Annotated in this window: 6 protein-coding genes and 1 pseudogene; 1 reads left to right on the top strand and 6 read right to left on the bottom strand. The window is 71.5% G+C overall.

The genetic code is table 11. The features are described from left to right. From VNM44_RS04080 to VNM44_RS04065, 4 genes and pseudogenes are all read right to left on the bottom strand, one after another. A pseudogene (locus VNM44_RS04080) lies at nucleotides 1-397 on the bottom strand (hypothetical protein); the annotation flags it as partial. 107 nt (nucleotides 398-504) lie between these two features. Next, nucleotides 505-2,037 carry a CoA-acylating methylmalonate-semialdehyde dehydrogenase gene (locus tag VNM44_RS04075; RefSeq protein WP_325622904.1) on the bottom strand — a complete coding sequence of 511 codons (1,533 nt, stop codon included), beginning with the start codon at nucleotides 2,035-2,037 and terminating at the stop codon, nucleotides 505-507. Between the two features lie 292 nt (nucleotides 2,038-2,329). Next, nucleotides 2,330-3,220: a KPN_02809 family neutral zinc metallopeptidase gene (gene ypfJ, locus VNM44_RS04070; protein ID WP_325622902.1), complete on the bottom strand. Its 891-nt coding sequence runs from the start codon at nucleotides 3,218-3,220 to the stop codon at nucleotides 2,330-2,332. Nucleotides 3,221-3,261: 41 nt separating this feature from the next. Then, nucleotides 3,262-4,344 (bottom strand): C40 family peptidase, encoded by a 1,083-nt coding sequence (locus tag VNM44_RS04065; protein WP_325622900.1) that lies wholly within the window; start codon nucleotides 4,342-4,344, stop codon nucleotides 3,262-3,264. A 92-nt stretch (nucleotides 4,345-4,436) separates the two neighbouring features. On the opposite strand from VNM44_RS04065, the gene VNM44_RS04060 reads away from it, so the two are divergent. Next, nucleotides 4,437-4,832 (top strand): hypothetical protein, encoded by a 396-nt coding sequence (locus VNM44_RS04060; RefSeq protein ID WP_325622898.1) that lies wholly within the window; start codon nucleotides 4,437-4,439, stop codon nucleotides 4,830-4,832. Between the two features lie 9 nt (nucleotides 4,833-4,841). Here the strand turns inward: VNM44_RS04060 and VNM44_RS04055 are convergent, their stop codons facing one another. Then, entirely contained in the window at nucleotides 4,842-5,960 is a 1,119-nt protein-coding gene (locus tag VNM44_RS04055; protein ID WP_325622897.1) for a geranylgeranyl reductase family protein, read from the bottom strand. Between the two features lie 20 nt (nucleotides 5,961-5,980). Continuing rightward, nucleotides 5,981-6,701, bottom strand: a 721-nt coding sequence (locus VNM44_RS04050) for a GNAT family N-acetyltransferase (RefSeq protein ID WP_325622895.1), incomplete at its 5' end; no start/stop codon positions are given.

The raw sequence follows: 6,701 nt of genomic DNA, 5'->3' as shown, positions 1-6,701 counted from the left end.
TCGCGTGGACCGTGACGCCGGCCGTGCGCAGGAAGTACGTGAGGAACGCCGCGGCCGTGGTCTTCCCGGCCGTCCCCGTGACGCCGATCGTGGGCACCGTCGCGCGTTCGAGGACGATGTCGCCGAGGCAGCGCACCACGCAACCGCTCTCGCGCAGCAGGGTGACGCGCGGCGCGACCTCGGGCGTCCAGACGTCCAGGAATGCCTCGTCGTACTGCCCGGGCTCGGTGTCGAGGGAGGCACGTGCGCGCACCGTGACGCCCGACGCGCGGAGCTCCAGAGCCTGCTGGGAGGCGTCGCCCGTATCCGCGATCGTGACGCGGTGCCCTTCACGCACGAGCATCCGCGCGAGGACGACCGAATCGCGCTCGAAGCCCTCGACGAGGATCCGGCTCATGTGGAAAGCGACCGGGGCGGCGCCGCAGGTCCGCCCCGGCCGGCAGGTGTCGATTGTGCACGTCGCGGGCCGCGCCGGTCAACGGTCATGGCCCGTGTCATCGCCGACTACCTCGTCTGCGGGAAGCCGAGGTCGACCTTGCTCGTGGCCGGGTCGGGCCAGCGGGACGTCACGACCTTGCCGCGCGTGTAGAAGTGGATCGACTCCGGGCCGTATGCGTGCGAGTCCCCGAAGAGGGAAGCCTTCCAGCCGCCGAACGAGTAGTAGGCGACCGGCACGGGGATCGGCACGTTGATCCCGACCATGCCGGCAGCGACGTCGAACTGGAACTGGCGCGCGACGCCGCCGTCCCGCGTGAACAGCGCGACGCCGTTGCCGTACGGGTTGTCGTTGACGAGCCCGATCGCCTCGTCATAGCTCGCCGCCCGGACGACCGAGAGCACCGGGCCGAAGATCTCGTCTCGGTAGGCGTCCATCTCGGTCGTCACGTTGTCGAGCAGGGAGACGCCCAGGAAGAAGCCGTCACCGTCGGGAGCCGTCTCGCGGCCGTCGGCGACGATCTTCGCGCCCTGGTCCGAGCCCGAGGCGATGTACGACGCGACCTTGTCGCGGTGCTCGCGGGTCACGAGCGGGCCCATCTCGGAGTCGGGCTGCATCCCGTCGCCCACCTTGACCTTCGGCAGCCGCTGCTTGATCGCCTCGACGAGCGGGTCGGCGACGTCGCCGACCGCGACGAGCACGGACACGGCCATGCAGCGCTCGCCCGCCGAGCCGTAACCCGCGGAGACGGCGGCGTCGGCGGCCATCTCGACGTCGGCGTCGGGCAGCACGATCATGTGGTTCTTCGCCCCGCCGAGGGCCTGGATGCGCTTGCCGTGCTTCGTGCCGGTCTCGTAGATGTAGCGAGCGATCGGGGTCGAGCCGACGAAGGAGACCGCCGCGACGCCGGGATGCTCGAGCAGCGCGTCGACCGCGACCTTGTCGCCGTGGACGACGTTGAAGACGCCGTCGGGGAGGCCCGCCTCCTTGAGCAGCTCGGCCGTGAGCAGCGATGCGGACGGATCCTTCTCGGACGGCTTCAGGAGGAAGCAGTTCCCGCAGGCGACTGCCGGCGCCCACATCCACATCGGGACCATCGCCGGGAAGTTGAACGGCGTGATGCCTGCGACGACGCCGAGGGGCTGCCGGATCGAGTAGACGTCGATCCCGGTCGAGGCCTGCTCGGAGAACTCGCCCTTGATGAGCGTCGGGATCCCGCACGCGTACTCGATCACCTCGAGCCCGCGTGCGACCTCGCCCATCGCGTCGGACAGCACCTTCCCGTGCTCCGCGGTGAGGAGCTTCGCGAGGTCCTCGCGGTGGGCGTGGAAGAGCTCGCGAATGCGGAAGAAGAGTTCCGCGCGCTTCGCGAGCGAGACGGTGCGCCACGTCTCCCAGGCCTCCGCGGCGTTCCGTACGGCCGCGTCGATCTCCTCGACCGACGCGAGGTCGACCGCACCGGACTGCGTGCCCGTGGCGGGGTTGTAGACCGGCCCGCTGCGGCCGGACGTCCCGTCGACGCGCTTTCCCCCGATCCAGTGGGGAATCCGTGTGACCGCTCCGTCGCGTCCTTCGGCCGGCGCCTCGGCAAGCTCCGTCATCGCTCACTCCTCTCGAGAAATCCGTGTCCGCTGAGGGTATCGCGGCGAAGGGCGCACGCGGCCGGAGGGCCGAATCGCCTCAGAGACCGATTCGTGTCAAGTGCAAACCGTGCCAGCTTCGTGCGCATCGTTCCACAAGCGCGAATCCGTTGCGTCGTGTGGCCCCGAGCGATCTTCTCGCCCCGCGCCGGGTCACTCCGGACAGGTCCCGACGGAGACTCTTGACGAAGAACGGCCTCTGAGACCGTTCTTCCGACCTCGCGGCGCGCCGACGAGCCACGCGAGCGCGCCGTCAGACGTCGACGTTGCTCGTGTCGCAGTCGCCCGGCTTGCCCGAGTCGAAGCCCGTCCGGAACCACTGCACACGCAGCTCCGAGGAGCCGTGCGTCCACTGCTCGCGGCTCCGCGCGCCGAGGCGGTCGTCGCCGACGGCGGCCGCAGCCTTGAGACCCTCGTCGATGTCCCCAGGATCGAGGATCCCCCGGTCGTAGGTGGAGCGAGCCCAGACCCCCGCGAAGCAGTCGGCCTGGAGCTCGAGCTGCACCGAGTACCGGTTCGCATGGCTCGGATCGTCCTGCTGCTTCTGCCGGATCTGCTCCTCGATCCCGAGCTCGCTCTGGATGTGGTGGCCGATCTCGTGGGTGATCACGTACGCCGTGGCGAAGTCACCGGGCGCGCCGAAGCGCTTCGACAGCTCCCGGAAGAAGGAGAGGTCGAGGTACACCTTGTGGTCGACGGGGCAGTAGAACGGCCCGGTCGAGGAGGACGCGGGGCCGCAGCCGGTCACGGTGCCGGACGTGAACGTGACGACCGGAGCCCGCGTGTACGCCTTACCGGACTGCTGGAAGATCTGCGTCCACATGTCCTGCGCGTCCTGGCTGACGAACTTCGCGAACTCGAACGCCTGGTCCTTCGTCGTGCCGGTCTGCGTACCGGGCTGCGTTCCGGAATCGGCCTGCGGCACCGTCTCGTCGATCCCGCCCGGGTTCAACGGCCCGCTCGAGCCGCCGCCACCGACGATGTTCCCGCCGAAGAGGAGCGCGAGGACGACGAGGATGATGAGCCCGAGCCCGCCGCCTCCGGCACCCATCGGGATCGGGAAGCCGCCGCCGCCGAGCGGGCCGCCCGACTGGCCGCGGCGGTCCTCCATGTCGCCCTGGCCGGGTACCTTCTTCCAGCGCACGCGGGGAATGTACCCCGATGGGCGGTGAACGAAGCGCGGCGCTACACGGCCAGGCCGGCCTCGGCGAGCGGCCGCCGGGCCCATGCGAGCGTCGTCGCGTACCAGCCCTGGAGCGGCTGCAACGTCACGCCGCCGCTCGACGAGTGCACGAACCAGCCGTTGCCGACGTAGATCCCCATGTGGCCCACCTCGGACGGCTTGGACTTGGGGCCCTGCGAGCCGAAGAAGAGGACGTCGGCCGGCTGGAGCGCCGTCGGATCGATCCGCACCGACTTCGCGACCTCGCCGCTCATCGCGTACGACGTCCGCCCGCGCAGGACCGCTGCGAGGGCGGGCGCATCGTCGAACGGCTGGAGCTTGTAGATACGCCACACGAAGCCCGAGCAGTCGAACCCACCCGGGACGGTGATCGTGTTGCCCGGGGCGGTGGCGCTCCAGATCTTCTGCGTCTTCTCCGACATCCCGGCGAAGACGTACGGGTACCCGACGAATCGCAGCGCCCGCGCGAGCACCTCGCGCTGCAGATCCGTGAGCGCCGGCACGGAAAGGCTCGCAGCGAGCTGCTGGATCGCCGCGATCCGGGCGGGGTCCAGAGCGCGAAGCTTGGCGAGCGAGTACGCGGCCTCGGCGCGTGAGGCCGGCTGCTTCGGCGCCCGCTCGAGCTCCTCACTCCCCTGCGGGTGGTTGAGTCGCAGTCCGAGCAGTCGCGCGACGGTCTCGGTGCCCACCATGTCGGTCGGGGCGAGGCCCGCGGCCGCCGCGGCGAGCCGGATCGCCCGCGCCGACGGAAGCAGCCCGGCCGCTGCGACGAGCTGGGCATCGAGCTCGCGCATCGTCACGATCCGCGTCGGGTCGGCCGGCGCCCGGTGCGGCTTGCCCAACGCGAGGATCGCGGCGTGCAGCTCCGCACGGGTCAACGCGTCGTCGGGGCGGAAGGAAGTGACGTCCGGCCCCATCAACCCGGCGAGCACGACCGAGGCGATCTGCGGCGCCGCCCAGCTCTTCGCCGTCGTGGCGGCGGGCTGGGCGAGCTCGGCCCCGGGGTCGGCGGCGAGCGCAGGCGCTGTCAGCACGAGCGACGCGAGCGCAGCGCACGACGCGACGACGAGACGACCACCACCCATGTCTGACCTATCGGACGACTCGGGCGTCCGCTTGACCGGGCGTCCTGGCCTTCCGAACCGGACCCGAACATCCGCTGCGATAGAACGCGGACATGGCGCGGGACACGATCCGGGACTGGATCCGCTCCGTCGAGCGGGCGGACGTGACGGAGCAGTGGACGATGCTCTGCTTCTTCGCGGGCCGCGGCGTCGCGATCGACGAGGACGAGCTCGGCGCCGCGATCCGCCGCGCGGAGCTCCTCCTCGCGGCCGGAGGCGATCCCCGCCGCCCGCTCGACCCCTTCGGCCGGGCGGCGGCGGCGCTCGCGGACGACCTCGACACCGAGGAGCGGCGCCTTCGGCTCCGCGCAGGGCTCGAGTCGCTCTCGGGCGACGTGGCCGGGCTACGCGGCGCCCGCGAGGCGCTCGGTCTCCTCCTCTCGGACGCAGACCTCGCCTGGAGGGCGTATGCGACGTCGCTGCTGGCCGAGGCGCTGGCGGAGGAGTGAGACGACGGGTCAGCCGGCGAGGCGGGCGATCAGCTTCAGCGGCCCGCGCGCAACGCCGCGCGCGTCGGCCGGGTGGGCCACCTCACCGCAGAGCAGCCCGGCCACCACCCTGAAGACACCGGGCGCCCGTGCTGCCGCAAACACCGTGCGCGGGTAGCGGTCGAAGGCTCGCTTGGCCGCCCAGGACGCGGCAGCGTGCCGGTCGAGTGCTGCGGAGAGCGCCGCGCTGTAGCCGTCGAGATCGCCGACGACGATCGCGTCGGCAGCGAGGCGCGCCGAGACGAACGCCTCATACATGCCGTCGCCCGACAGCGGGTCGACGAGGCCCGCGGCATCGCCGACGAGCAGAACGCGCCCCGCTCCGGCAGGTGTGCCGAGCCGTCGCATGGGGAGCCGATGACCGCGCAGGTCCGTGACGGCCTCGAACGCGACTCCGTGTGCGTGCGCCAACCGCGCGAGATGGTCGCGCAGCCGCGGCCCTTCGCTGCCCCACCCACCGACGCCGAGGTTCGCATGGTCGCCCTTGGGGAACACCCAGCCGTAGCCGCCGGGAAGGACGGCGAGCTCGATCACCGCGGTCCGCTCGAGGTCGCCGCGGAGCGCCGCGAGCGGCACGTTGCCCTCGAGCGCGACGCCGCGCACGATCCCCTCCCCCAGTCCGGCCGACCGGGCCACCACGCCGTTGGCGCCGTCGGCGCCGACGAGGACATCCGCCCGCACGGTCTCGCCTCCGACCAGCGCCGTGATTCCGGCGTCGTCGACGTCGAGCGCCTCGACCCGGGTGCCGTCGCGCACCACCGCCCCCGCGGCCGCGGCGTGCTCGAGGAGGAACGCGTCCAGCCGGCGGCGCTGCGTCATCCTGATCAGTGGCTCGTCATGGCCTCGCGTGAAGCTCGAGCCGTAGCGCAGACGGAGCTGGAAGCGGTCGATGTCCCGCTCGACGACGGGCGACGGGTCGACGGGGATCCGCTTCAGCGCGCGGCCCGTCAGACCGCCGCCGCACGGCTTGTCGCGTGGGAACACGGCCTTGTCGGAGAGAAGCACGCGCGCTCCGGCGCGCGCGAGATGGATCGCGGTCGAGGATCCCGCCGGCCCTGCTCCGACGACGAGCACGTCGAACCTCTGCACCTCGCCGAGTGTAAGGAACGTCAGGTGCCGGTCGAGCCCGGCGGACGCGTGAGCTGCACCTGCGTCTCCCAATCGACGAACCCGAGCGAGCGGTAGATGCCGATCGCGTGGTATCCCGGATCGGCGACGATCACGAGCCGCTTCGCGCCTCGGTCGAGCGCCGCCTTTCCCGCGTGGTGGACGAGCGCGCTCGCGAGGCCGCGCCGGCGAGCGTCGGGATGCGTCTCGACGGACTGGAAGCGGGCGAGTCCGGAGCCGTCGGAGACGATGCCGAGCGAGGACAGCAGCCGTCCGTCTTCGAACACGCCGAACCACGACGCATGGCCGAGCTCGGTGAGCGCGCGGGCCGCCGCGACCTGGCCTGCGAGGAACTCCTCCGTGACGTGCTCGTCCCCCTCGGTGCACGCGGTGTGCAGTGCGAGCGCCTGCCGCCAGTCCGCGTCGCTCTCGATCGGTCGTAGCTCCGCGTGCGTCGGACGCGAGGGCCGATGGAGCGCCGACGCGATGAGCACGGTGTCGCGACTCACCTCGAAGCCTGCCGCGACGAGCTCTGCTTCCGCGCCGACGGTCCCGTCCACCGAGTCGATCCCCCACGCGACGTGGGCGGCGTCCGGAAACACGCCTGCGAAGAGGTCGAGCCGCTCTTCCATCGCGTCCGGCTCGACCGGCGTCGCGAAGAGGACGAAGTTGCCCCAGAAATAGGTCGGGTTGGCGGGCGTCCGAACCACGACGTAGCGGTCG

Origin of the sequence: Gaiella sp., from assembly GCF_035558935.1 — a bacterium.
Lineage (GTDB): Bacteria > Actinomycetota > Thermoleophilia > Gaiellales > Gaiellaceae > Gaiella.
Note: the sequence above shows the minus strand (reverse complement) of the source record. Positions and strands in the feature narration are given on the sequence as shown.